Source organism: Fulvivirga sp., from assembly GCF_040220315.1.
Classification (GTDB): domain Bacteria; phylum Bacteroidota; class Bacteroidia; order Cytophagales; family Cyclobacteriaceae; genus Fulvivirga.
In genome coordinates this window covers 1-24,764 of the sequence record NZ_JAVJUY010000107.1, presented here as the reverse complement: position 1 = coordinate 24,764, position 24,764 = coordinate 1, and the positions used below count along the sequence as shown (strand labels likewise).

Annotated in this window: 21 protein-coding genes; 14 read left to right on the top strand and 7 right to left on the bottom strand. The window is 35.8% G+C overall.

Annotated features, from left to right (window positions below):
- Positions 1-936, top strand: a 936-nt coding sequence (locus RLO81_RS04995; protein ID WP_350108109.1) for an ABC transporter permease, incomplete at its 5' end; no start/stop codon positions are given.
- 49 nt (positions 937-985) lie between these two features.
- Here RLO81_RS04995 and RLO81_RS04990 read toward each other — a convergent pair.
- From RLO81_RS04990 to RLO81_RS04980, 3 genes are all read right to left on the bottom strand, one after another.
- Positions 986-4,240 (bottom strand): beta propeller repeat protein, encoded by a 3,255-nt coding sequence (locus RLO81_RS04990; RefSeq protein WP_350108106.1) that lies wholly within the window; start codon positions 4,238-4,240, stop codon positions 986-988.
- Positions 4,241-4,649: 409 nt separating this feature from the next.
- Positions 4,650-5,354, bottom strand: a complete 705-nt coding sequence (locus RLO81_RS04985) for a methyltransferase domain-containing protein (protein WP_350108103.1) — start codon at positions 5,352-5,354, stop codon at positions 4,650-4,652.
- The gene (locus tag RLO81_RS04980; protein WP_350108100.1) at positions 5,347-6,426 is read right to left on the bottom strand and encodes a type III polyketide synthase; all 1,080 of its coding nucleotides are present in this window, start codon (positions 6,424-6,426) and stop codon (positions 5,347-5,349) included. Before RLO81_RS04980 ends, RLO81_RS04985 begins: the two co-directional genes overlap by 8 nt.
- Positions 6,427-6,462: 36 nt before the next feature.
- On the opposite strand from RLO81_RS04980, the gene RLO81_RS04975 reads away from it, so the two are divergent.
- Positions 6,463-7,332 (top strand): UbiA family prenyltransferase, encoded by an 870-nt coding sequence (locus RLO81_RS04975; protein ID WP_350108097.1) that lies wholly within the window; start codon positions 6,463-6,465, stop codon positions 7,330-7,332.
- On the opposite strand, the gene RLO81_RS04970 is transcribed toward RLO81_RS04975, so the two are convergent.
- Positions 7,329-8,450 carry an NAD(P)/FAD-dependent oxidoreductase gene (locus tag RLO81_RS04970; protein WP_350108094.1) on the bottom strand — a complete coding sequence of 374 codons (1,122 nt, stop codon included), beginning with the start codon at positions 8,448-8,450 and terminating at the stop codon, positions 7,329-7,331. The two genes, RLO81_RS04975 and RLO81_RS04970, sit on opposite strands and share 4 nt — an antisense overlap.
- Positions 8,451-8,526: 76 nt before the next feature.
- Between RLO81_RS04970 and RLO81_RS04965 the strand changes: the two genes are divergently transcribed.
- Entirely contained in the window at positions 8,527-8,994 is a 468-nt protein-coding gene (locus RLO81_RS04965) for a hypothetical protein (RefSeq protein WP_350108091.1), read from the top strand.
- Here RLO81_RS04965 and RLO81_RS04960 read toward each other — a convergent pair.
- Together RLO81_RS04960 and RLO81_RS04955 are read right to left on the bottom strand one after the other, a co-directional pair.
- Complete coding sequence (locus tag RLO81_RS04960; protein WP_350108088.1) at positions 8,991-10,268, bottom strand: aspartyl protease family protein; 1,278 nt, start codon at positions 10,266-10,268, stop codon at positions 8,991-8,993. The genes RLO81_RS04965 and RLO81_RS04960 overlap by 4 nt on opposite strands.
- A gap of 65 nt (positions 10,269-10,333) precedes the next feature.
- The gene (locus RLO81_RS04955) at positions 10,334-10,909 is read right to left on the bottom strand and encodes an LOG family protein (protein ID WP_350108086.1); all 576 of its coding nucleotides are present in this window, start codon (positions 10,907-10,909) and stop codon (positions 10,334-10,336) included.
- A gap of 42 nt (positions 10,910-10,951) precedes the next feature.
- Here RLO81_RS04955 and RLO81_RS04950 point away from each other — a divergent pair, with 42 nt between their 5' ends.
- Positions 10,952-11,338 carry a RidA family protein gene (locus RLO81_RS04950; RefSeq protein ID WP_350108083.1) on the top strand — a complete coding sequence of 129 codons (387 nt, stop codon included), beginning with the start codon at positions 10,952-10,954 and terminating at the stop codon, positions 11,336-11,338.
- 159 nt (positions 11,339-11,497) lie between these two features.
- A complete protein-coding gene (locus RLO81_RS04945; RefSeq protein ID WP_350108081.1) occupies positions 11,498-12,775 on the top strand; it encodes a toxin-antitoxin system YwqK family antitoxin in 1,278 nt (425 codons plus the stop codon).
- Here the strand turns inward: RLO81_RS04945 and RLO81_RS04940 are convergent.
- Positions 12,772-13,446: a ComF family protein gene (locus RLO81_RS04940; RefSeq protein ID WP_350108079.1), complete on the bottom strand. Its 675-nt coding sequence runs from the start codon at positions 13,444-13,446 to the stop codon at positions 12,772-12,774. The two genes, RLO81_RS04945 and RLO81_RS04940, sit on opposite strands and share 4 nt — an antisense overlap.
- Positions 13,447-13,487: 41 nt before the next feature.
- Here RLO81_RS04940 and RLO81_RS04935 point away from each other — a divergent pair, with 41 nt between their 5' ends.
- The 9 genes from RLO81_RS04935 to RLO81_RS04895 form a co-directional block, all read left to right on the top strand.
- Positions 13,488-13,829, top strand: coding sequence for a carboxymuconolactone decarboxylase family protein (locus RLO81_RS04935; RefSeq protein WP_350108076.1), 342 nt, complete (start codon positions 13,488-13,490; stop codon positions 13,827-13,829).
- Complete coding sequence (locus RLO81_RS04930; protein ID WP_350108074.1) at positions 13,826-14,182, top strand: hypothetical protein; 357 nt, start codon at positions 13,826-13,828, stop codon at positions 14,180-14,182. Before RLO81_RS04935 ends, RLO81_RS04930 begins: the two co-directional genes overlap by 4 nt.
- Before the next feature lie 62 nt (positions 14,183-14,244).
- Positions 14,245-17,613: a coiled-coil domain-containing protein gene (locus tag RLO81_RS04925; protein ID WP_350108071.1), complete on the top strand. Its 3,369-nt coding sequence runs from the start codon at positions 14,245-14,247 to the stop codon at positions 17,611-17,613.
- Entirely contained in the window at positions 17,610-18,011 is a 402-nt protein-coding gene (locus RLO81_RS04920) for an ATP-binding protein (RefSeq protein ID WP_350108068.1), read from the top strand. Before RLO81_RS04925 ends, RLO81_RS04920 begins: the two co-directional genes overlap by 4 nt.
- Positions 18,012-18,440, top strand: a complete 429-nt coding sequence (ybeY, locus tag RLO81_RS04915; protein ID WP_350108065.1) for an rRNA maturation RNase YbeY — start codon at positions 18,012-18,014, stop codon at positions 18,438-18,440.
- Between the two features lie 66 nt (positions 18,441-18,506).
- On the top strand, positions 18,507-20,369 hold the full coding sequence (mnmG, locus tag RLO81_RS04910; RefSeq protein ID WP_350108062.1) for a tRNA uridine-5-carboxymethylaminomethyl(34) synthesis enzyme MnmG: 1,863 nt from the start codon (positions 18,507-18,509) through the stop codon (positions 20,367-20,369).
- A gap of 1 nt (position 20,370) precedes the next feature.
- Positions 20,371-21,246: a class I SAM-dependent methyltransferase gene (locus tag RLO81_RS04905; RefSeq protein ID WP_350108060.1), complete on the top strand. Its 876-nt coding sequence runs from the start codon at positions 20,371-20,373 to the stop codon at positions 21,244-21,246.
- Positions 21,243-22,922: an Ig-like domain-containing domain gene (locus RLO81_RS04900; RefSeq protein ID WP_350108057.1), complete on the top strand. Its 1,680-nt coding sequence runs from the start codon at positions 21,243-21,245 to the stop codon at positions 22,920-22,922. Before RLO81_RS04905 ends, RLO81_RS04900 begins: the two co-directional genes overlap by 4 nt.
- A gap of 372 nt (positions 22,923-23,294) precedes the next feature.
- On the top strand, positions 23,295-24,764 hold a 1,470-nt coding region (locus tag RLO81_RS04895), incomplete at its 3' end, for a tetratricopeptide repeat protein (RefSeq protein ID WP_350108054.1).

Genomic DNA, 24,764 nt, shown 5'->3' with positions numbered 1-24,764 from the left:
CTTTCATTTGTACTTGGAGCTAGTATATCCTCTCAAGTTCCTGGCAAAGAAATGTACAATAATGTAGTACGCAAAGGTTGGGATGATGAGGCTGAGTGGAGTGACATGCGCTATCTCACGGTGGATTATGATTTTCTTAATTTATATGGAGTAAAAGTTTTGGAAGGTAGGTCTTTCAAGGAAGATTTCGCTAGTGATAAAGAAGAAGCTTTAATACTAAATGAGTCCGGAGTTCAGCGATTGGGTTATTCCAGTAATAAGGATGCGATTGGGAAAAAATTAAAATGGCAAAACAGAAAAGGTTATGTTATAGGTGTGGTAGAAGACTTTCATTTTATGGCCGCAAATACTCCTGTAGAGCCATTTATTATTACTATGAATACGGCATACAGCGCTGGCTATTTAACTATTAAGCTTAATACAGAAAAAACAGCCGAAAATATATCGGGCGTTGAAAACTTATTTCACTCTGTTTTACCCAACCAAACATTTGACTTTTTCTTTCTGGATAATGACTATGACACACAGTATAAAGCTGAAGATAGGTTTATGAAAATTTTTACAGCCTTTGCTATTATTGCTATCGTAATTGCTTGTCTTGGACTTTATGGACTGGCAATGTTTACTGCAGAGCAAAAATTTAAAGAGATTGGTATAAGGAAAGTGCTGGGTGCTAGCATTAAAAACCTTATTTACATTCAGGTAAAAGGTTTCCTCATTTTAGTCCTTGTGGCGTTTTTGGTTTCAATTCCAATAACTTACTTCAGTATGACGCAATGGCTTGAATCTTTTCCAAGTAAAAATCAAATTGGCTTTACAGTATTCCTTACTTCTGGGCTGGGTTCTATTCTTATTGCCTGGGTAACTGTTTCATACCAATCTTTTAAAGCATCAAGTATTAATCCTGTTGATTCCATAAGGTCAAATAATGGCTAATAAAAAGGCCCCGATTTTACGGGGCTTTCTACAATTTGTTTTAGCTCTCTTACGGCACCATAACCCTATTAGGTGTATAAGGTGCGTTAGCATCTTCTAACTGTGCCTGAAGTTTTACCAAGTCTTCTCTGATTAAACTTCTTAATGAAGTTAATAGCGGCTGAAAATTCTCCTTTGCTATTTCCAAGCTATTTTTGTGAGTCTCTGTTGGTTTAGATGTGGAGTAATACATCTCATACTGTATAGTTCCAATTCTTGCCGCTACTGACATTGGCGTATCAATATCTAGTTGCGCGGCAACAGGATCACCATTCATGCCTACCGAAATATCATTTAATTTATTGTTAAATGCTGTATAAGCATCAATCAATGTCTTTTGGTCTGTTAAGCTTAAATTAATTGCTTCTCTAATGTGCCTCAACTCATTTCTCAATTCAGAAACACTGTTTTGTGCACCACTCACCACTCTTGAAAGCTCATTAACTTCTTTCTGGAAAGCAGCCAAAGCTTCTTTGTCCTCAGCAGGTAGGGTGTAGTTGTTTAATGATTTTACTTTAAACTTAACAGGCTCGTCCAGTTGAGTGAAAGTACCATCAACATATTTGGAAAGTGTTACTGTGTACTCTCCCGGAGGAACTAATGAACCAGGCACACCACCCGCCCAAGGGTTGTAGAAAGAAGGTGCTCTTAAATTAATAGGGTCTGTTGTGGCTGTTCTTAAATTCCAGTTAATGCGATTCACTCCCGTAGAAGGTGAAGTAGTTATTTTTCTTACAATGTCACCTTTGCTGTTTCTAATGGTAAATAATAAGTACGGATCCATCTCTTCGCGTTCCGCTTTCAACTGCTCGTAAGTAGGATATGTGTCATTAGTAGTTTCTTTCTCTCTTTCCAGTCTTTGATCCCGCTTAGATTTAATTTCATCTTTTAGGTAGTAGGTGAAAATAGCAACCGAACCTAAATTCTCGCCCAGGTAGTAATCGTCTCCCTGGAAAGATCGGCCTGGAAGACCAAGCGGATAGCTATACTCAAAAGCATAGGAATCTCTGATAGATAGTAAGTCGGCAGATTTCCCTTCCAGTGATTTAACATTTCTTAGTGTAGAGTAATCATCCAATACATAGAATCCTCTACCAAATGTTCCTAATACCAAATCGTTCTCTCTTTCCTGAATGGCCAAGTCTCTTACGGCAATTGTTGGTACGCCTGATTTAAGCTGAGTCCAGCTGCTACCTCCATTATCAGAATAGAAAACTCCGAATTCCGTACCAACAAAAAGTAAGTTTGGATCAACATGATCTTCCTCAATGGCATACACTGAACCTCTGACAGGTAAGTTGCCTGTGATCGATGTCCAGCTTCTTCCTTTATCAGAACTCTTGTAAACATACGGCCTGAAGTCTCCATACTTATGGTGGTTAAAGGCTGCATATACTACATTTTCATTATGTTTAGAAGCGTATACTTCATTTACGTATGTTCTTGAAGGCACCCCTGAAATACCTTGTACTTTTCGCCAGGCTTTTCCGCCATCTTCAGTTATTTGAATTAAACCATCATCGGTACCCACAAACAATAGGTTTTCATTTTTAGGCGACTCACTGAAAGAAACAATGGTTCCATACGGTGAGGTAGATCCGTTTTTAGCTACGGCATCCGTACTCCATATTTTACCCATTACCTCTAGTTCATTTCTATTAATTTGTGCTGTTAAATCATCGCTAATTACCTCCCAGCTATTTCCTCTATCTTCACTTTTAAATAATTTGTTTGCGGCAAAATACAGTCTGCTCGCTTTATGATTACTCACTTGCAATGGCGCATCCCAGTTCCAACGATAGTCATCCTCTCCTTTTCTTGGCTGAGGTTTTATACCAAGTACTTCGCCACTTAATTTATCATATCTTGACAGATAACCGTATTGTGATTGCGCATAAACAATATTTGGGTTTTCAGGGTCAATAGCAGATTCAAAGCCATCACCACCTGTAGTGATATACCAATCAGAATTGGCAATGCCATTTCCACTAATCGTTCTTGATGGCCCGCCCATTGAAAAATTATCTTGCGTTCCGCCATAGATATGGTAGAAAGGTTCTGAATTATCTACAGCTACTTTATAGAATTGAGTAACAGGCAGGTTGGCCTTAAACTGCCACGTTGCTGCTAAATCGAAAGTTTCATAAATACCTCCGTCACAGCCAACCAATAGGTGATCTGTGTCTTTAGGGTCGATCCAAATACAATGGTTATCAACATGTTTGGTATCTTCACCAACATTTGAAAAGCTCTTACCACCGTCACGAGAAACCTGCATCCAGGTATCCATTCCATAGATTACGTTAGCATCTAGAGGATCAACTACGATTTCCTGATAGTAATTTCCTGAAGAGCTGTAACTACCTTGCTTGCTCCAAGAAGCACCACCATTGGTAGATTTGTAGAAACCACCTTTTCCTTGTGCTGCCTCAACGATCGCATAAATAATGTCCGGGTTTGAAGGTGCAATGGCCAAGCCAATTCTTCCCAAGTCTACAGAAGGAAGGCCTTTTTTGATTTCAGTCCAGGTTGCACCACCATCATTAGATTTATGAATAGAAGATTTAGGACCTCCACCAATATAAGTAAATACATGCCTTCTTCTTTGAAATGTAGAAGCATACAAAATTTCTGGATTTCTAGGGTCCATTACTACTTCATTTACACCCGTGTGCTCATCAACAGTTAAAACTGCTTTCCACGTTTTTCCACCATCGGTAGTTTTGTACAATCCTCTATCACCTCCACTGCTCCAAACAGGTCCGATCGCTGAAACATAAACTACATCAGAATTATCTGGGTGAACAACAATATTGCCAATGTGCTCACTGTTTTTGAGACCCACATTCTCCCATGATGCACCGCCATCAATTGATTTATAAACTCCATCGCCATAAGATACGCTTCGTTGGTTGTTATTTTCGCCCGTACCAACCCAGATAACTGATGAGTTATTCGGGTCCATGGTAACACAGCCAATTGAATAACTTCCCTGAGAATCAAAAATAGGTGTATAGGTAGTTCCAGCATTAGTAGTTTTCCATACTCCACCAGCTGAGGTGGCCACATAATATTCTTTTGGGTTATCGGGATTTACCGCAAAATCCGAGATACGTCCGGAGGTTAATGCCGGTCCGATAGATCTGAATTTAAGGCCTGAAAGGCTAATGTCATTCTTTTTTTCCGGCTCAGATGATTTTTTGCGCTGTGCTTGAATCGAAAAACACATCAAAATTGCCAATGATGCTATAAGTAGTTTTTTCATATTATTAGGTTTAATCATTTGTTCTTGAGACATTGTTCTAGTTGCTGAGTGTACTCTTTTGTTTTATGATGTTGATAGATACCAAAAATCAAAAATCCAATCACTACCATTGAATTCAAAATTGTAATTAGTTTAATGATTTTTGTCTTATCACTATGAGTAGGCTTAATCATCAATTCTTACTATTCTGATTATGACACTGTTCTAATTGAAAGCTGACTGCTTCTGCTTTTTGCTGTTGTTTAAAAGCAAAGAATAAGACCGCTAATGATATTACTGTTTGAAGCATAAGAAAGACAGCAACTTGTGCTGATCTATTTAACTCCTTTGCCTGCTTGTTAGAATTCATAAGAAATGGAAAGTAATAAATTTCCTAGCTAATTGAAAAGCTCAATTACATAATCGGCAATTATTGGTTAGAAATGACAATTTGCCAGCGAAACGCCCACATCCATTTTAATGAATAGGTATTAACTTCTGCCGCGTGAAATAGCGCCTTTAACTCTTTTCTTTTAAATGATCTTAATACGGACACCGGGCCATCATTTTTTACCATCTCTGATTTAGAGAATAGTTGCGTGAGCAATTTAATTGAATAATAGGCCAACCAGTGCCTGTGTAGATCATTGATGACAATACCTAAACGAGCCTGTTTTAGCCATCCGCTATACATCAATTTCAGTTTTGCATCATCAAAATGATGTGTAAACAGTGTAGAAGTAATGATATCGAATTGTGTTGATTGAAATTCTTCTGAGAAAATATCAAGGCACAGAAATTCTATTTCCGGATAGGATGAACAATTATTTTGAGCAAACTCAATGATATTGGGATTGGCATCTACACCAAAAAGCTTCAGTTTAATATTCATTCGTCTCGCCCATTTGGCGATTAGTTTTAGCATATCCCCACCACCACAACCGAGATCTGCTATGGTAATTTCCTCTTTCCTTTTTCCAATAAGCTGCCTTAACCCATCAATAGTCACATAATTTCCACCTAACCATTTATTAATCGTTTCTAACTCTTTAAGCGTTTGTGCAACCACTACACCCGAACAATTGAGGTTGTCCATGATTTCTTGTTCATCAGAACGCAGTTTAAAATCAGGCATTATGGTTTATTTTAAATGTCATACTCTCCAATGTGAGGCCAGGCCCAAACGCCATTGATAGAATTTCTTTGCTATGATCAGAAGAATTAAGGTTATCCCAAATTTCTTTTAGTACAAATAAAACCGTAGGAGACGACATGTTTCCGTAATTTTTTAAAACAGAATGAGCTTGGGTGTTCATTTCTTTGGTAATTCCCAGGGCTTGTTCAACCACTTGCAATATTTTCTTGCCACCAGGGTGTATGGCATAATAGTCAAAGCCAGGTTTGTAATTTTCCAACAACCTGGAAATACCTCCATTGATTATATCCGGAACATAACTTGAAAGTTTCATTTCAAAACCAAATTGCCCAATGCCCCACGCCATTTCATTTTTACCATCTGGTAGTAAATCGCAGTATTTGTCTTTCAATTCAAGTGATTTTATTGTCGGGTTTGATTCTAACATAACCGCTGCACTACCATCACCAAATAGCGCATTGGCCAAAAGGTTATCTTCATCTTTCCCTTTTTGAAAATGGATGCTACATAATTCTGTACATACAATCAGGACTTTTGCATTACCTGCTTTACAATGAGAATCGGCAAGTTTTAAGGCATTGAACGCTGCATAACAACCCATGAAATTAATAGCCGTGCGTTCCACATTACTTTTCAAACCCAAACTATTGATCAGTTCAATATCCTGCCCGGGAGCATGTAAACCTGTGCAACTTACCGTGATTAAGTGTGTAATTGATTTGGGATTAATTTTGGCCGATTGAAGGCATTTTGTCGCTGCCCCATAACTCAATTGAATGGCTTCTTTTGCATAGACGTCCATTCTGACTTTGGTAGTTGGCAGCTCTTTTTTTTGATCAGCCGGATAAAAAGAAAAGCCCGATGTTTTTCCATAATCTGACAAGACCGAATACCTATTTTTAATTCCACTAGCACGATACAGCGCTTCCAGTCTTTGAGATTCTTTCGTATTCAGCTCATTCATGGATGTCATAAACCGAAGCGCCTCTTTTTGCGACACCTTGTTTTTTGGAACTTCCGTTTCTATGGCTGTGATATGGCTAGCACTCATATTCAATAATACCTAAAAATTAATATCTTGGTAGTCATGACCTCACTATTTAGTAAATCAGCCTGGCTTCATTTAAGAATACCATTTTCATTTCTTTTAATGCCCGTTTTTTTATTTGCACTTGCTGTTTCTTCTAATGTAAGCATTCAAAACGCACTAATTGTTTTTATATGCTTGCATATTTTTCTTTACCCCGCCAGCAATGGCTATAATAGCTATTTTGATAAGGATGAAGGCAGTATTGGTGGCCTAAAAAATCCTCCAAAAGTTAACACCTCCTTATATTATCTTGCATTAATTTTTGATCTAATCGCTTTGCTTCTGGCCTCGTTCAATGTTACCTTTCTAATAATGATTTTGCTCTACGGGCTGGTTTCAAAAGCCTATAGTCATCCGAAAATTCGGTTGAAGAAATATCCTTTAGGCAGCTGGTTTATAGCTGGATTTTTTCAGGGTGCATTCACTTTTATTATGGCTTATGTTGGTATCAATAACGCTAATGCTGGCTCCATTTTGAATGTCGAACTTCTAATTGCTGCATTTTTAACTTCCCTAATGCTCTGGGGTTCTTACCCTATGACTCAAATTTATCAGCATGAGGAAGATAGCAAACGTGGTGATATTACGTTAAGCTACAAATTAGGGATATTAGGCACCTTTCACTTCGTGGCACTTGTTTTTGGCCTATCATCGTTAGGCTTTGTTTGGTACTTCAACCGTTACTATAATCTTTCAACTGTATTTATCTACTTATCAGTTATGGCGCCAGTAATCATCTACTTTTCTTACTGGTATTTGAAAACACGAAAGAATTTAAAGGCCGCTGATTTTGATCATACCATGAAGCTAAACTTTATTTCTGCCTCATGTTTAAATCTTTTTTTTATCTATCTATATTATAACTAGAAGGGTTTTCCGTGTGTGTTTTTGACGATAAAATTGGCTAGTGGTTTAAAATTTAGAAGCCCAAGTGCAAAGTTAGATTGAAATGCCGAGCCAAATAATCTTTGAATATTTCTGCCTACTGCCAGCCTGGTTTTAAATTGCTTATTCCACCTGCTGGTATAATTTATTTCCAGTTTTTTTCTGTCTTTGTGGTTATTGTAATAGTCAGTGATTTCTTCCGAAACAATTTTTGCTGAATGGATGGCTATTGCCATTCCATTGCCACAGAGTGGCGTTATCATTCCGGCTGCATCACCACACATTAGTAAATGATTTTCAACGGGCAACTTTGTTTCAAAAGATACTTCATTAATAACTTCAGGGGCGTCAAATAAAAACTCTGCGTTGTCAAAGACCTCTTTTAGCCTAGGATTCTTGCAAAGAATATCTTGCTCCATATTTTGAATATCCCGGTACTCTTTCAAATTGGACCGATGTGTGAGGTAACACAAATTATATTTGCCCCCTTCTACAGCACTGAGACCGCAATAACCTCGCGGAAAATTATGCAGCGATACTTTGTTGGTTGGATAATCATATTTTATATGGTATTTAACCCCTACATAAGGCGAGGGTCGATCCATAAAACCCCTTTTTAGTTTTTTATCGAGCACTGATCTTTTTCCATGTGCCCCAATTACTATTTCAGACTTGATTGTTAGTTCCTTAGCCTTTATTGTAAACTCGTTCCCAGAAAATGATACATTCTCCACTTGATCATGAATAACATTTACACCAAGATCAAGCGCAATATTATAAAGATAATGATCGAATGCATACCTACTAATGCCAAAGCCACCAAGTTCAAGTGGCATGGTTTTGGATCTTCCGGCAGTAGAAGTTAATTCGAACTGTGAGATACTGCTTGGGTTTAGCTCCTCTGGCATAATGCCGAGGCTTAAAAGAAAAGGCTTAACTTCATTAGAGATGTATTCACCACAAACCCTATGAAAGGGAAAGGTTTTCTTTTCTATCAGAATTACATCTAAGCCAGATTTCTTAAGCATAATTGCGGTTACCAAACCCGCCAAACCAGCACCTATAATTACTATTTGATATTTTGTTGAATCCTTAGTCAAAACTTACATAAAAATCACACGTTTAATACAATACTACTTATCAATTGTAGTTAAATTACATAGAAATTAATTGTCAATGGAAGCACTTAGTCAAAACCAGCCATCGTCACCAATCAATGTTTTCTTAATAGGTAACAATCCTATTGAATTAAGTTCTGTTTATACTCAATTAAAACAAATTAAATCCAGAGTGGTTAACGCAGAAATTGGATTTGAATTAAGTGGCCTGCTTAAAAAAATAAAGAAATTCAAGCCAGCGTGTATTTTGATTGATGACAATGTTGAAAGATTACAAATCAAAAAAATACTTAGAAAGCTTACCCAAAACAGTGATACGCGAAATATTCCAATTACGGTCTTAAAAAACTCTAATTATAATGAAGGCTATTGTGAGGCACAGGATTATCTGCTCAAGGCAAATCTCACTTCAGAGAAACTATCACATTCAATTTTAAACTCCATCCGATTTAAGAAAATGCACCTCTACATGTTAAAAAAATACAGAAAGAACAAATCCCGTTTACTTGATTTGGTTAAGTTCTAAATCTGACTCCTTAGTCTAAACCTGGCCGAGTAGTGCACTTGCCCTCTGGCAACTTCAATTCTTATTTTTTTATTTACCTTGGAATTAAGCATTCCGTTGATTAATTCAAGATTAAGTCTTGACTTCTCTATATTGTCTATTGAAAGTATAAGGTCTCCTACAAGAAAGCCCGCATTATCTGCGGCAGAGCCTGGTCTTATTTCCACTATTTCGAAAGTGTTTAGTCTACTTCCTTTTGCTTTTACAATAATGCCACTTAGATTATACGTGAAATCAGATTTAAATTTTCTTCCTTTTTTTAAATAGATTTTCTCTTCGGGAAAATCAAAGATTACCTTAAAGCGGGTAAGAATTCCGCCCCCAATTGAACCGTTTCTAAAAACATTCGATCCTTTTAAACTGTCCAGCAAATCATTGCCTTCCGGAAAAGTAGCTAATGGGTTCTTCCAGGATCGTTTACCTAATTCAAATTTTTCGATTCTAGCTATTTTGCCATACATATCACCAGCAAGGCCCCTTCCCAGGTTGGTTCTGATATTATTTTCCGGGATAAATATATTATCATCTGATTTTGTATCTAATAACAAACCGTGGCTTGCCCCTGAATCCACCATCAACTTCAAACTTACAGGCTCCTGATTTTCATATTTTATTGTTCCAGTAAGATAAGGCTTCGTATCCTCTATAGAAAGTTCCAGTTCATCATACTTTCGGCTTGGATGAAAGTGCTCTGGAGTAGTTAACATGAGAATTTTATTATCATAATCTACCTTCACAACAAATCGACTAAATATCTCATAACCCAACACACCATGTACATCTGTGCCAAGATAGTTACGTAACTCTAAATAATCTTCTTCCAATACAAGCATTGCATGACCCGTGCCCTTTAACCCTGGAAGCGTAAGTGACACACCATTCGTAATATAGGCCTCAATTCCTTCATCGGCCTGATCACCTATACCAGCAATGGTATACTTTCTGGAATACGAGAGGTTAAGAATATCAGTATACGCCTTTTCTGTGAGAATTGTAGTTCTTACTCCAGTATCTAAAATAAACTTTAATGGAAGTTGGTTATTAAGAATAACCGGAACAACAATTAAATTATTATAGAGCTCAAAAGGAATACGTAGTTTTTTCTTGTCATTGATAAAACGAAAGCCTAGCGTTTGGGCGCTGGCATTAACAAATGTCAAAAGAACAATGAGAAGTAATAAAAAAGTTTTTTTATTCACAAAAGAAGTATACGTAAGATTTTTCGTTTTTAACACCTACAACATTATTTCTTTTCACAATGATAACAATAACCCAATCTGGGTGATATGTAGCTCTGCTGCTATGTTTGACTTTTTAATAGGCCGATATTTTGTCCGTTATGCTTTTCCAACTCTTTGATTAGTTGTGCTACATTGGTGTTGAATTGAATAAGACTCATATTTTGTTTGGATATAAACCCCTCTTCTTTCATTTTTTCGATAAACCCTTTTAGCTGATCATAGTATCCATTAATATTTAAAACCCCAATTGGCTTATCCATTAAGTTGAGTTGTACCCATGTAGTAATTTCTGCTAATTCTTCGAGTGTGCCAAAACCTCCTGGCATAGCCACAAATGCATGCGCTAATTCAGCCATTTTCATTTTTCTTTGATGCATAGATTCTACAACTACCATCTCAGTAAGGCCTGTATGGCCTACCTCTCTTTGTTGTAAAAATCCTGGTATCACTCCAGTTACCTCACCTCCTTTTGCTAGCACCGTATCTGCTATTATGCCCATTAAGCCTACATTACCACCTCCATATATAAGTTTGTATCCTTTTAGTACGAGCAGTTCACCCAATTCAATAGCCGCTTTCTCGTATACCGCAGAATTGCCACAACTTGATCCACAAAAAACACAAATATTCTTCATAAGTTTATCTAAATAAATGGTTTGTAATTTAATATAAATCAAATGAATTTAAGACAAAACTTTTCTTCCGGTGCCAAATGGGAAGATATTGTTGGTTATTCTCGCTTAGTTAGAATCGGTAACGTAATAGAACTATCCGGCACGGTATCTATTATGGGTGGTGAGTTATATGGAAAGGGAGATGCTTATTTGCAAACTAAGCGTTGCCTGGAAATAATTGAAGAATATATTAATAAAGCTGGTGGTCAGCTATCAGATGTTATAAGAACAAGAATATATGTTACAGATATTAGCCTTTGGAGCGAAATAGGGAAAGCACACGGTGAATACTTTAAATCAATAAAACCCGTTACTTCTATGGTAGAAGTTAGCAGACTTATTGACCCACACTATTTAGTAGAAATTGAAGCTAGTGCTATTGTTCTGTAGAGTTATTTACATCGTGCTTATTTTCACTAAACATTTTGTTAGGGAAAATCTTTGGCGATAATATTGCTAACACAAATAATACCAATACAACTAATAATGCAGACATCTGTTTAACGTTTAATTGAATTACAAATATATACGCAAGTTCATCATTATAAAATGATTCATTATAAAATCACGATTTCATTATTAATTCTCACTTGCCTCGCCTTGGTGAATTTAGGGAATGCACAAGAGCAAACGACTAAAACTTACAGTTTTGATAGTACCATAATTGGTGAAGGAAAAATAGTAAATGGTAGTAAAGAAGGGGATTGGAAATTTTTTAATAAAAAAGGAATTCTGGTTCAGGAAGGTAGATATGTTGGAAATAAAAGGGATGGTAAATGGAGGTTTTACTATGAAGATGGTAATCTGAATGCCAAAATGGAGTATCGCAACGGTATACCTATTGACTATATTGAATACCATAAAAATGGCTATCAAAAAAGAAAGGGGCAATTTGAAAATGGCCGTAAAACCGGTGTTTGGACTACATATTATGAAAACGGGATAAGAGAACGAGTAGAACAGTATGTTAATGGAGCAAAGCAGGGAATAGTTCAGGTTTATACTCCGAATAGGGAATTAATAATAGAGGCAGAATATAAAGATGACACAACACATGGTGTTTGGAAAGAGTATAATCTGTTCCGAGAATTAATAGTAGAAGGGTATTACGTAAACGGTTTGAAAGATAAAGTTTGGAGATATTATTATGACAACGGAAACCTGGAAGAACAATTTGTTTATGATAATGGCCTGAAGGTAAATAGTTACAGGAGCTATTTTATAAGTGGTAAAGTAAGAATTACAGGATTTTATGAAAATGACTTAAGAACAGGGAACTGGCGATTTTTTTATGAAAATGGACAGTTGATGGAAGAGGGAAGTTATCTTTTGGGTGAACAACACGGACAATGGTTTACATATCATCCTAATGGAAACGTTGAGTCGATCGGAACATTTATAAATGGACTTGAAGATGGTCTTTGGGGTATTTTTCACGATAATGGGGCACTAAAAATTGAGGAAAATTGGCGATTAGGTGCTATTTGGAATGTTGGCCCATATATTACCGAATCTGGTGATACGCTCAGTTCTGGCACCTTAAAAGATGGTAACGGAATAAAAATTGATTATTATCCGAATAATAAAATAGAAATAAGTTGTTCGTTTAAAGATGGTATACCGCATGGTGAATGGAAGTACTATTTAAGCGATGGCACTCTGGTAGAATTAGGTCAGTTTGATAACGGGGTAAAAAGCGGAAAATGGAAGTTTTTTCATAGTAATGGAAATATAGAATCTGAAGGCGAGTTTAAAGAGGGTGAAAAATACGGTTTATGGAAATATTATTACCGTGGCGGTAAAATAAAGGAACAAATTAATCATTAACGCACACTAGCCAAGGTTACCAAGGTAACTCTACACCCATTGTTAATTAAGGTTTGGGCACACGCCTCAATGGTTGCGCCTGTGGTAATTACATCATCGACTAACAGAATATGCTTATTTACCAGGTTTTCTTTTAGTGTAAAAATGGTGTTCACATTCTCCCATCGCGCCATTCTAGTTTTTGCCGTTTGTGTTTCTGTGGCAACTTTCCTTTCTAATGCATTAGTAAATGGCACTCCCAGCACTTCGCTCAATCCTTTAGCAAATTCTTCACTTTGATTATATCCTCTTTTCTTAAGCTTTTTATAATGAAGTGGTACTGGAACAATATAATCTGGCTTATCCTGATATATAATCTGCTTTATAGCTATGGCATATCTTTTTCCCAACTCCACGCCTAGTTCAGGCCGGTTTTCATATTTAAGATGGTGGATTAGTTTTTGAGCAATTCCACCTTGTTGGAAGTATAGGTAAGACCAGGCATTTTCTATCTGAATTTTACCGTTAAATTTTCTTTTTATGAAATTCTCACGTTCTAGGTGGGAATTCGTTTTTGCTGCCTCTGATATACAATGGGTACAAACCAATCGTTCCTGTTTATAAAGTGCGCGATTACAACTCAGGCAAAAATTGGGGAAAAACAACGAAATAAAATCTTCCAGTATTCTCAATGCTTTGGAATATCTTTGTTTGCTTATATAATCGCTAAACTATGGAACTAGTAAATGATTTTAATGAATACAGGGCTAAAATGAATGAGCGTATTTTAGGATCTGAAAATAAGGTGATTAAAAGAATATTCAACTTAGACACCAATGCCTTCGCAGACGGGGCGCTAGATAGCAAAACTAAGGAGCTTTTGGGTTTAACCTGTTCTATGGTATTGAGATGTGATGATTGTGTTAAATATCATTTAGGGAAATGCCACGAAATGAAGTTTACTGATGAGCAAATTTTCGAAGCGTTCGCAATAGCAAACCTTATTGGTGGAACAATTGTTATTCCACACTTAAGAAGAGCCACCGAATATTGGGATAGTTTGAAAACATCATGATAAAGAAAGACCTTGAACTGGAACGAAAATGGCAAGAGCTCAGGCTTAACCTGCAGAAGGTTTTAGGTAAAAGGCCAAAAGATTTGAATGCTATATTATTTGTTATTGGCGTTCAAGAATTGGGAAAAGGGGTAAAAAACTTCGATAAGGAGGAAAAACAAGACTTACTACACATTGCCATTTGCAAAGTATTAAGTTTATCAGGCTTCTATGAATTGGAAGGGTTGGATGAAGAAGGGTGGCCACATTGGAAGCCGACAAAAAAATTACCTCATTTTGATTTGCTAGAACAAGAAAAGTTGCTCAAAATGCACGTAATCGAGTATTTTGAAAACGAGGTTGAGTTATTTTAAATTTTATATCAGAACTTGTCGGATGCCTAATGCGTATCAACTAATCAGTAAAGAGATTACTATTGAGTGAGAAAGAGAAAATAATACGGTCGGAGATAGCTTCCTTCAAAAGAAAAAAGATCATTAGCCTTGTTATCAAAGGTATAATTATTACGTTTTCTATTCTTATTTCTCTCTTTATTTTATTCAACACCCTAGAGTTCTCATTTCAGTTTGGTGTAAGTATCAGAAGTATACTTTTTTTCACATTTATTCTATCGTGCGCATTATTAATTGTAGTCTTTATTGTTAAACCTGCAATAAAGCTTCTCAATTTAAATAAGGCTATTAAAGATGATGATGCTGCAAAGTTTATAGGGAATACTTTTCCTGAAATAAAAGATAAGTTGCTGAATATCTTACAGTTAAGAACAAATATGGGCAGCCAATTGGCCATGGCAGGAGTCAACCAGAAAATCAGTCAGCTGCCGGACGTAAAGTTTTCTGAAGCTGTATCTAATAAAGAAAATATAAGATCATTACCCTGGCTTATTTTTCCAGTAGCCATCCTGATACTCATCTTTTTGTCTAAGCCTGAAATTATCACTCAGAGCTCAAAGCGTATCACCCAATTTAATACTGAGTTTATTCCGCAGGCTCCTTTCAATTTTGTGCTAGATGAAAGCATCCTAAAAGCTTTTAAAAATGACGATTATTTATTGTCAATAAAGATAGAAGGAAACAATATCCCAGCTTCTGTTTATGTAAATGATGGTGAGAGAAAATTAAAAATGGCCTCAGTTGGAAATGGTTTATTTCAATATACATTTAACAAAATACAAGGCTCTAAAACCATACAATTTGAAGCAGCAGGATATTACTCAAAAAGCTTTAGATTGGATGTATTAAACAGACCAGACCTCAGAGCATTTAACATATATTTAGACTACCCCAATTATCTAAACAAAAAATCCGAACTGTTGTCTAATGTGGGTAGCGTTCAGGTTCCTGAAGGCACACAATTAAAGTGGCAATTAAGCACATCATTTGCCGACTCTGTAACAATACAATTCGATAAAAGTAACGCTCGAATCATTTTACAAGAAGTTGATAATCAGTTATTTGAAGCGAAAAGAACAGCAAAGGAGACAGAAGAATATACCATTAACTTAGAAAATGAAAATAGTAATAATAAAGACATTATCAACTACAGAATAGATGTTATTGAGGATCAATATCCAAAAATAGAAACCAATATTTATCAAGATACACTCTTGTTTTCCGTCATTGGCTTAGGCGGAAACATTTCTGATGATTATGGATTAAGAAGATTGAGTCTTAATTATTCTATCAATGAATCCAGTTACAGATCAGTACCAATACCAATTGATAATAAGCAAAGCAACCTACGATTCTATTATACCTGGAATATTGATTCATTACTTACAGAAGGGCAAGAAGTAAGCTACTACTTACAGGTGTGGGATAATGATGGCTTCAATGGCAGTAAGTCGACAAAAACTGGAGTATTTAAGTTTAATGTTCCTTCTAAGGCAGAAATTAGAAGTGAAGTAGGCAAAGTTGCAGAACAAACAAAGAATGATTTAGACAAGACATTAAAAGATGCTAAAGAGCTGAAAGAACAACTCGATGAAGCTGAAAGAAGAGTGAAAGGTAAAAAAGAACTGAATTGGCAGGACAATAAGTTAATAAGAGACCTTGTAGAGAAAAGAGAGGAGCTTGATAAAGCTATTAATGAATTAAAAGAACAGAACAGAAAGAATGAACTTAAACGCGAACGCTTTACTCCGCAAGACCAACGAGTTCAAGAAAAAGTTGAACAGCTACAAAAACTAATGGATGATCTTTTGGATGAAGAAACAAAAAGATTATATGATGAGTTGAAGCGACTTTTAGAAGAACAAGAAGATCTTGAAGGTATTCAAGAGATGATCGAAAAAATAAATAATAAGGAAACTAATCTTGAACAAGAGTTAGAACGAACACTTGAACTTTTTAAAAAGATGAAACTGGAACATGACCTCAATGAAACTATCAACGAATTGAAGGAACAAATTGAGGATCAGGAAAGCCTAATACGTGAAACACAGCAGCCCCAAGGTCAGGAGGAGAAAAAATCCGAGAAGCAGGAGCGTTTAGATGAGAAAAATCAATATGATGATAATAAGAATGAAAATGAATCTTCTAAGGTATTAAAAGAAAAGCAAGAGAAATTACAAGAAGAATTTTCACAATTAGAGGAGAAATTAGAGGATATAAAAAGGCAAAACCAATCGCTGAAAAATCCTGAATCTCTGCCCGAAACTGAAGAAGAGCAAAATTCCATCAAAGAAAACCAGCAACAGAGTAAAGAATTTCTGGAAGAAAATCAGCAAGGCCAATCGAAACAAAAACAACAAAAAGCCAAAGAGGCTATGGAAAAGATGGCCGAAAAAATGGAACAAATGCAAGCAAGTATGGAGACGGAAGCTATGCAAGAAAATCTGGAAGACTTACGAGCTATTGTTCACAACTTAATAAAGTTATCTTTTGATCAGGAAGAACTGATGGGTGAATTTCAACAAGTTAACCAGAGTGACCCTAAGTTTGTTGAACTATCACAAAAACAGTTAAAGTTAAAAGACGATTCTCAGATTGTACAAGATAGCCTATTGGCACTTGCCAGCCGTGTGTTTCAAATCGCTTCATTTGTAACCAGAGAGGTAGGTGAAATGAATGAGCGCATGGATAAATCCGTTGAATTTATCAGAGAAAGAAAAAAGCCACAAGCCGTAGCGGAACAACAATTTGCGATGACTTCTATGAATAACCTCGCCTTATTGCTTGATGATGTGCTTCAGCAAATGCAAAATGCTATGGCCGATGCGATGGGTAAACCACAGAAGAAGCCCGGTAAAGCAAAAACACCCTCTCTAAGTGAGTTACAACAACAGCTTAATAACCAGATTGAAGAATTAAAAGGAAGTGGAAAAAAAGGGCGTGAGCTATCTGAAGGGCTAGCTGAACTAGCAGCACAGCAGGAAAGAATACGTAAAGCATTGGAAGATGCACAAAAAAAGGCAGGACAAATGGAGGGTGGTAAAAAACCAGGTGAAGGAATTGCGGAGAAAATGGAAGAAACAGAAAGGGACCTTGTCAATAAACAACTAACAGAAGAAACAATTAGAAGGCAGAAAGAAATTTTAACCCGATTACTTGAGTCGGAAGAAGCACTTAGAGAACAAGAATTAGATCAAAAAAGAAAAGGTGAAACTGCTAACGAATATGAAAAAGTAATTCCAGATGCCTTTGAAAATTATTTCAAATTAAAAGAGCAAGAAATTGAGCTTTTAAAAACAATTCCTCCTAAATTATACCCTTATTATAAGGATGAGGTAAATGAGTATTTCAAAAGAATTGGAAACACTACGGATAACATCAAATCAGAATGAACTCAATTAAAATACAAGTACCATCACTCACTGAAAACATCAGAATGATTGAAAGCTTTATTGACAATGCGAAAGATAAGTTTCAATTAGACGATGACATTTATGGCAATATTATGATAGCTGTTACTGAAGCTGTAAATAATGCCATCAAACATGGTAACAAAAATGATAAGCAGAAAAATGTAACACTTACATTACTGCTTGAAGATGGTAGAATCAATTTCAATGTAGAAGATGAAGGCCATGGCTTTGACTATCAAAATTTACCTGATCCTACAGCACCTGAAAACCTGGAAAAACCAGGTGGGAGAGGCATCTTTCTAATGAAGCACTTGGCCGATGAAGTAACTTTTGAAGAAAAAGGAAAAGTAGTTAAGCTTGGTTTTTATATCAACTAAATGGCTATTCATTTTTTTTCTGAGGACGTGCCTTTGCCCATTGAAAACTCTAATAAAACCTCTCTCTGGCTAAACAACGTAATAGGCCAGCACCACTCTAATCTGTCAGAGCTTAATTACATCTTTTGTTCCGATGAATATTTACACTCTATCAATGTGCAGTATTTAAACCATGACGATTATACAGACATTATCACTTTTGATAATTCTGAAGAAGAACATTCTATTGAAGGCGACATTTATATAAGTACTGAAAGAGTGAATGAAAACGCGAAAGCTTTCAACGTATCCTTCCAGGAAGAATTAAACAGAGTAATGGCTCATGGTTTGCTACATCTTTTAGGCTATGGTGATAAAACAGAATCTCAAAAGATTGAGATGCGAAAAAAAGAAGATGCTTGCCTATCTTTGCTCTCCGAAATAAAATAGATGTTCCACGTGGAACATCTGGTGAATGCAAAATGTTAATGTTCCACGTGGAACACTTAGAATAATATGTTTGAACAATACGATGTTATAGTAGTAGGGGCAGGACATGCCGGTTGTGAAGCTGCACACGCTGCAGCTACAATGGGCTCCAAAGTATTGGTGGTTACTATGAACATGAATACCATAGCCCAAATGTCTTGCAACCCAGCGATGGGTGGAATAGCCAAAGGCCAAATAGTTAGGGAAATTGATGCGCTTGGTGGAATGTCTGGGATTATTTCAGATAAATCCATGATCCAGTTTAGGATGCTCAACAAATCCAAAGGGCCAGCCATGTGGAGTCCACGCACACAAAACGACAGAATGCGCTTTGCAGAAGAGTGGCGCCTGGCGTTAGAACATAACCCTAATGTTGATTTTTGGCAAGAAATGGCCACAGGTATTATCGTTGAAAACGGAAAGGCCGCTGGAATAACAACATCATTAGGACTTGAAATAAAAGCCAGAGCAGTGGTTCTAACCAATGGTACCTTCCTCAATGGGTTAATACATATCGGAGAAAAACAGTTTGGTGGAGGACGTACAGGTGAAAGAGCTGCTTCTGGAATTACTGAACAACTCGTTCAACTAGGTTTTGAGTCTGGCAGGATGAAAACTGGCACACCACCAAGAGTAGATGCCCGCAGCCTGGACTTTACTAAAATGGAGGAGCAGAAGGGTGATGAAGTACCAGGCAAGTTTTCTTATTCAGATACTACTCCGCTATCTATACAAAGAAGCTGCCATATAACCTATACCAATACAACCGTTCACGAAATTCTACAAACAGGGTTTGATAAATCCCCTATGTTCAACGGAAGAATTCAAGGTGTAGGTCCAAGATATTGCCCATCAATAGAAGACAAAATAAATCGATTTGCGGAGCGCGACAGGCATCAAATATTTGTTGAACCCGAGGGCTGGAATACAGTTGAAATCTATGTAAATGGATTCTCAACATCATTACCGGAGGATGTTCAACATAAGGCACTAATTCAAATTCCTGGTTTCGAAAAGGCTAAAATGTTTAGGCCCGGATATGCTATAGAGTATGATTATTTTCCGCCTACACAATTAAGCCTAACACTCGAAACTAAGTTAATAGGAAACTTATATTTCGCAGGTCAGATAAACGGTACAACAGGCTATGAAGAAGCTGCTTGCCAGGGATTAGTTGCTGGAATAAATGCCCATAATAAAATTCATGAGAATGATGCATTTATATTAAAAAGATCAGAAGCATATATTGGCGTATTAATTGACGACCTAATTAATAAAGGTACCGAAGAACCATACAGAATGTTTACCTCTCGTGCAGAATTTAGAATTCTTTTAAGACAAGACAACGCAGATATTCGTCTTACTGAAAAAGGGCACTCAATCGGTTTGGCATCGGACTACCGATTAGAAAAACTTTTTGATAAAAAGAACGACCTAAATAGGCTCATCAGTGACTTAAATCAAAAGCGTGTTGAGCCTGATGAATCGAACAATGCTCTTTCAGAGCTTAATACTGCCACTTTAAAACAAAGAATTCCTGCCATAAACCTTTTAAGAAGACCCGAAATTGGAATAAGCGATCTGGCGAAGCTCAATGATGAATTAGGAGTCTATCTATCTGAATATCAAGAAGATACACTTTTTCAAGCCGAAGTTTCCATAAAGTATGAAACCTACATAGAAAAGGAGCGTCAGCTAGCAGAAAAAATGGAGACATTAGAAGGTAAAAAGATCAGGGATAATTTTGACTACACTCAAATAAAGGCATTATCAGCAGAAGCAATGCAAAAACTGATAAAAATAAAGCCAAAAACAATTGGCCAGGCCAGTAGAATAAGTGGTGTATCTCCGTCTGATGTTTCCATATTAATGGTATATCTTTCCAGGTAATATGTTTGAAAAATTAGAGCACTGTCCAGTGTGTCAGTCAAACCAATTTACTAATTACATAATTTGTAAAGACCATACCATTAGTGAAGAGTCTTTTGTGATTGTGAAGTGTAATGATTGTTCTTTTTTATTTACCAACCCAAGACCAACAAAGGACAGCATTGCCGGATATTATGCAAGTAATAAATATATATCTCATACAAATTCAAGCAGGAATCTAACTGACATACTGTACAAAGTAGTACGCAATTACTCATTAAAACAAAAAGTGAGATTAATCAATGAATTTACAACTGATAAGAATTTATTGGATTATGGTTGCGGTACAGGTCACTTCCTTGAAGTAGCCAAAGGGAATAGTTGGAATATTACCGGGGTTGAGCCAAGTTCTTCTGCGCAAACAATATCTACAGTGAAATCACATATTAAAGCCTCCATAGATGAATTGTCAATAGCACAGAAATTCGATATAATAACATTGTGGCATGTGCTTGAGCATGTCCATGATCTTAACGACACTATCAATAAGCTGAAACTGCATTTAAAGGGTGATGGTAAATTAGTGATAGCAGTACCCAATCCAAACAGTTATGATGCCAGCTATTTCAAAGAATATTGGGCTGCTTATGACGTACCTCGACATCTTTATCATTTTACAAAACATACTATAAGCCGTTTATTAAAGAAACACCAGTTAAAACTAGAAGAAACAAAACCTATGCTCTTCGACTCGTTTTATGTTTCTTTGCTTAGCAATAGTTACAAATACAAATCAAAAAAATACATTAATTCATTTATAACTGGCTTTAAATCAAATCGTTACGGAAAAAAAACCAACGAATATTCCAGCCATATTTATATTATATCAAAAAAATGAAGTGGTTCTTGTTCGTTTTAATTGTTATAATTTCAGGTTGTGCAAATCAAACGGCACCAACTGGCGGTCCGAAAGATAGTGAGCCACCTAAATTGCTAACTTCAAATCCTGAAAATAAAAGCACCAATGTAAAAACCCAAGAGATAGAATTGGTATTTGACGAATACGTAAAGCTCAACAAAGCTGAAGAACAGATAATTATTTCCCCTCAAACTGAAATAGAAAAAAAGTTTAAGACAAAGAAGGAAAAAGTTTATATAGAATTTGAACAACAATTACCAGACAGTACCACTTATACAATCAACTTCAGAGAAGGAGTACAGGATATTACAGAAGGTAACAGCCCATTAGATTTGAAACTTGCATTTAGCACCGGCAACTATATGGACTCCTTATTTATAGAAGGTGCTGTAAAAGATATTCTAACAGATAAACCAGGTAATAACTATTCAATTTTTCTATACGATGCATTAGATACTCTCACCATCTTTGAAGACAAACCACTTTATTTTACAAAAGCTAACGATAAAGGACTTTACAAACTCGAAAATATAAAAAACGGTCAATACCTCATTTATGCAGTAGCCGACAAAAACAAAAATCTCAAATTAGACTTCGATGATGAATCATACGGTTTTATAGACTCCACCATCCAACTTGACAGTTCCGTCACCGACTTGAACATACTTACCACTTCCACTAATGCTAAACCATTGGCCCTTAAAAGTGCCCGTCAAAATGGAACAATATTCGAAGTAAAGTATAACAAATACACAATCAATTATTCAATCATCAACTCAGACTCTATTCAACTCTATTCTAACTATACAGATAATACTCAGACAAGCATACAAGTCTTTAACAATAACATTTTAGTAGACAGTACAGAGAGTTACATTTTTGCAACCGATAGCTTAGGTGTCGAATCAGTAGATACCGTCATGGTTAAATTTGAAGAAACAGTTCGCAAACCTAAAGACTTTGAAAGTAAGGTTACATTAGAAAAAATATATCCTACGGATGGCATTCTTAAAGGTATTATTGATTTCAACAAACCAATTTATCAGTTTAACTTTGATAGTGTCTATCTATTTCTCGATTCACTTAATATTATTAAGTTGGATACATCAAACTTTTTGAAAGCAAACCACTACGCAGATGCATTCGAACTGGAGTATGTTATCGATAAAAACTTATTTGAATCTAAAGAAAACGAACAAACCCAAACAACTCAGACTAGATCAGATACTGTCAGAAGAACACCACCACCTAAGCCTCATTTGTATATTGGTAAAGGTGCCTTTATATCTGTTGACCAAGATTCAGTACAACAACAACAATCTAAACTTACATTTACTGAATTATCAACCACTGGAACCCTTCTTATTGAAATAAATACAGATAAACCGAACTATATCGTTCAACTATTAAGTCCTAACTTTCAACTCATCCAAGAAAAAAGAAACACAAAACTTTTCTCCTTTAATAAGGTAAATCCCGGAGAATATTTTATCCGTGTTCTTATTGACACCAATCAAAACGGTAGATGGGATCCAGGAAATATTAATCAAACTATTATGCCTGAACCAGTAATATTCTATACAAATGAAGAAGGAGACAAAAAACTTACAATACGAGCCAACTGGGAACTAGGGCCAAATGTTATAACTTTTTAATGTTGATAAATCAAGGACAACCTGTTAACAAATCTGATTTATAGACAATACTTATTAATTATCTATGTTGACCTGATAGATACTCTAATTTCATAAACATTTCTACTTATCATACCCACAGTTTCTTAACAACTACAATCAAATAAATCTTATCAACAAAACAAGAAATTTATCCACTACAAATATATAATCCACTGAATATCAAATATTTACCACTCGATAAATTGTGAATAACTATACAACTCATCCACTGTTTAAGAACATTTTTATAAACCAAATAAACTCTACATTAATTATCCACGTATCCACATACTAATAATTAATAATAGTTTTTAATTTATAATATATATATAATATTGCTCTGTGGGTATTGTGAATAAAATTTTAGGATCCGTAATAATTTTCTTCTTTACATGGAGTAATGTCCATGCGCAACAAACAATTGAAATTCAATTAGCCAATGAATACTATGGACAAGGGGAATACGATAAAGCGAGATCGCTATATGAAGACCTTGCAAAAGATTATAACAACATTCCCTTAATCCATAATAACTTTTATTTCCTTTTGCTGGAAACGGCCAACTATAATGACGCAGAAAAATATATCAAGAAATTAATTAAACGTTTTCCGGAAAACTTGTACTACAAATTAGATCTGGGCCTATTAATCTTTACAGAAGAGGGCGAGAATCAGTCTGATATTTATTTTAAAAATGTGATTGATGATATCAAATATGATAACTACCTGGTCAGTATTACGGCTGATTATTTTGTAAACAAAAAATTAACACAATATGCTGTACTAACATTTACCGAAGGCAGACAGGCTTTGAATAACCCATATCTCTTCTCACTGGAGCTGGCCAATATTTATCGTATAATGAATGAAAAAGATAAAATGGTGGAAGAATACCTCAACTATGTAATTCAAAACCCTTCCAATTTAAGTTCAGTCAAAAACACACTTCAATCATTATTGAATAAGCCAGACGAATTACAGAGTCTCGAGCGATTGTTGTATCATAAGATCCAGCAAGACCCTCAAAGTGAAGTATATTCAGAATTACTAATATGGGTCAACCTTCAACAAAAAAATTTTTATGGAGCCTTTCTACAGGCACGTGCAATAGATAAAAGACTTAGATCCGAGGGAAGCAGGACACTTAACATCGGCATGATTGCATTGAATAACAATGATTACAATAATGCAATAAAGATTTTCAGTTACTTAATACAAAATTATCCAGGCTCTAATAATTACTTGCTAGCCAAAATGTATTTAATAAGATCGTATGAACAGCGTGTAAGAAATACCTATCCCATTGATGAAAGAGAGATTAGAAATCTTGTCAACGACTACAACGAGTTTATAAAAGAGCTAGGTGTAAGTAGAAATACTTTGGAAGCACTTAGAAATAAGGCATTACTCCATGCCTTCTATCTTGATGAAAAAGATTCAGCAATTGCTATTTTAGAGAAGATAGTTAACACACCAAGAGCCAATCCTGATATAAAATCAAAATCAAAACTTGATTTAGGGGACATATACCTTCTGAAAGGTGAAAACTGGGAATCTTCACTTTTATACTCACAGGTAGAAAAATCTAATAAAGAAGATAATCTCGGATATACAGCTAAATTAAAAAATGCGAAACTCTCTTATTTTAAAGGTAATTTTAAATTGGCCGAAGAACATTTAGATATTTTAAAGGAAGCTACGACCCGAGAAATAGCCAACGATGCTATGGCGTTAAGCTTACTCATTAAGGATAATACAGTATTAGATACCTCAGAACTGGCATTACAAGAATTTGCCAACATTGAACTGTTATTATTTCAG